The sequence below is a fragment of the Halobellus captivus genome, assembly GCF_007655485.1.
In the GTDB taxonomy this organism is placed as follows: Archaea; Halobacteriota; Halobacteria; order Halobacteriales; family Haloferacaceae; genus Haloquadratum; species Haloquadratum captivum.
In genome coordinates, this window is the sequence record NZ_VJXQ01000006.1 from 159,954 (window position 1) to 162,844 (window position 2,891).

General features: G+C 60.5%; 2 protein-coding genes and 1 pseudogene. 2 read left to right on the forward strand and 1 reads right to left on the reverse strand.

The window, feature by feature from the left end; genetic code table 11:
* Window positions 1-204, reverse strand: a pseudogene (locus tag FJT57_RS17020) (IS6 family transposase); the annotation flags it as partial.
* A 341-nt stretch (window positions 205-545) separates the two neighbouring features.
* Here FJT57_RS17020 and FJT57_RS14415 point away from each other — a divergent pair.
* Together FJT57_RS14415 and FJT57_RS14420 are read left to right on the forward strand one after the other, a co-directional pair.
* On the forward strand, window positions 546-2,111 hold the full coding sequence (locus FJT57_RS14415; protein ID WP_144906432.1) for a class I adenylate-forming enzyme family protein: 1,566 nt from the start codon (window positions 546-548) through the stop codon (window positions 2,109-2,111).
* Between the two features lie 168 nt (window positions 2,112-2,279).
* Window positions 2,280-2,891, forward strand: a 612-nt coding sequence (locus tag FJT57_RS14420; protein WP_203229197.1) for an amidohydrolase family protein, incomplete at its 3' end; no start/stop codon positions are given.

Genomic DNA, 2,891 nt, shown 5'->3' on the forward strand with positions numbered 1-2,891 from the left:
CGCCTTCTGCACCCAATCGTGGATTGCCTTACGAGATCGCTCGACACCCAACTCTTCGAGAATAGAGACGGTATTCGACAGCGAGAGGCCCGCTAACTGGAGTTGAATACCGAGCTTCATCGCGCGCTCGGGTGTCCGCTGTCGCTCCACAAAATCCAAATCAATCCAGTCTGTACATCCGTTGAGGCGGGCGATTTCTGCCATAGACCAGCAAGAAATTCTCCCGCCTCACCCTTCATCCTTAACTAAACACGACCGATGCGAGCGCCGATACACTAATGTATTATCATCATAAACCCTGGAACACCTATGCGAATGAGACGACTCGTTACCGACACGCCTGTTCACGGGCGACGCTCCGCCGTGAACGATCAGGAGCGCGTGGAACGATCGCACGACGCCACACGCTCGATAGTACTGTCGACCGCCCCGGCAGTCGATTCGTCTGCTCTCGAGTTTACTTCCGCTGCCGGAGACGACGTTCGCAGACCGCTCGAAATCGCCCCGCCGTCTGAGCGGTGCGTCTCGGAGTCTCTCTGAATACAATGCAACTGTCTCCGTCGGCAGAGATGCCCAACATCCGCGAACTGTCGCGTATCGCAGTCGAAAACAACCCGAACGAGATCGCGTACGGAAACGGCATCACCGGTCGCGAGGTGACCTGGTCGGAGTTCGACGAGCAGAGCAACCGGGCCGCAAACGGCTTTCGTGAGTACGTCGCGCAGGGTGACCGGATCGCGTTCCTCTGCGAGGGGAGCGTCGAACACATGACGCTCTGGAACGGCGCGTTGAAGGCAGGCTGTATCGTCTCGAACCTCCACGTCCGCGAATCGCCCGGAACGACGCGGTCGTGCATCGATTCGCTCCGACCACGGGTCCTCGTCATCGACGAGGATCGATCGGAGTTCGTCGAGGAGCATGTTTACGACTCGGTTTCGACAGATCTCGCGGCGATCGTCACCACCGGCGAGCCGCAGACGGAGTACGAACAGCCTATCGAGTCGCTGACGGCAGACGCGTCGGCTACTGAACCCGACGTTTGCGTCGATTCCGACGACGTCGCGGCCGTGATATGGACTTCGGGGACGACCGGTGAGCCGAAGGGGTGGTGTAACACGAATCAGGGGTTGATGCTCCGCGCGATGAAACTCGCGCACAAGAAGCGAACGACCCGTCGGACGCGCGTGCCGAACGTCTTCTCCCCTTCGTTCGCCGCGTGGTACTCGACGACGCTCCCGACGATGCTGGCGAACGGCGCGTCCTACTTCCTTCCGCACTGGGACCCCGAGCGGTTCGTCGAATGCATCGAGCGACGCTCGATCACGAACTCGATCCTCGTTCCGACGATGTGGCGGGAAATCCTCCGCTTGGACAACCTCGAGGAGTACGACCTGAGTAGTCTGAAGAACATCGAATCCGCCGGAGAGACGCTCGATACGACCACCCTCGAAAACCTCCGCGAACACATCTGTTCGTCGATATCACAGGCGTACGCCTCGACGGAGACCAGCGGAACGAACATCGCCGACGAGGAGATCGACGGAGACCGCATCGAGAGCGTCGGGAAGCCGCTCTTGGGAATTCAGATCCGCGTGGTCGAGCGCGACGGCTCTCCCGAGGACGTCGTCGCCCCCGGCGAGATCGGCGAAGTGATCGTCAAAAGCGGCGACTCGGCCGTGTGGGCGTGGGGGGACACCGAGACCACCAAGGAATCCTTTACGGACGGCTGGTGGTTCTCGGGCGACCTCGGCTACAAGGACGAGGACGGATACCTGTACATCGAGGGCCGGGACGACAATATGATCCTCTCGAAGGGACTCAAGGTGTTCCCGACGCCCATCGAGGAACGGTTGAACGCCCATCCCGATGTCGTCGAATCCGCGGTCGTCGGTATCGACGACGACGAGTACGGCGAACGAGTGACTGCTATCGTCCAGCGGTCCGATGCCGATCTCACGGCCGACGACCTCGACGAGTGGTGCCTCGAGAGCGACACTCTCTCTCGCTTCGAACGCCCTCGGGAGTACCACTTCCGCGAGGAGACGTTGGCACGCACCTCGAGCGACAAACTCGATCGACGGACGATCAAAACGCAACTCGGTGAGCGGTAAAGCCCGTCTCGAGGTCCGCCTCGCGATCGTCTCGGTCCGATTGATCTATCGGTCATCCTCGCTGCTGGTTGCTGGCTGCTGGCTGCGAGCCATCGTCGGGCCTGTGCACATCCTCCGGCACTATTCTACCCCAACGTTTATTATATACCCCTCGAACTTTTCGATCGTATGAAATTAGGCCGGTTTGTCGTGGAGACGCATTGCCACGGGCAACGTCACGCCGTACGAATCCAGAACCACGGTGACGAATCGCAGTACGAGACGCTCCCCGACAAGATGAAGATGGCTGTCCCCGCCGACGAGTCCGACGGCGACGACGACGTCATCGTCTACAACAACTCGGATCGGGTGTTGCGCGATATGGACACCTACGGTGTCGATATGTGCGTGCTGCTCCCCAGTTTCGGGATGACCAACCAGATCAATAAAGAGATCATCGACGAGAACCCCGACAAGTTCATCGCGGCCGCGGCACCGGCGCAAACGAAGAAGAAGGCGCTGCGCGGCGAGGAAGAGTGGTCGTGGGAGGCCGCGGCCGAGGAGTTAGATTACTGGCTCTCGCAGGACGGATTCCGAATGACTGGAGAGGGAATCCGCGGTGATCCCACTCGAACGGAGCCGATCGAGTGGAGCCAGCGGAAGAAGGATATGCGGCACGTCTTCGACGTCGCGGCGAAGCACGACGTGCCCGTTCGGTGGCACACCGGCTACGTCTCCGGGTATGGGGGCGCACACGGCCTGTTCAATCTCTTCCCGGACTGGAGCGATCCGACGCTGGCG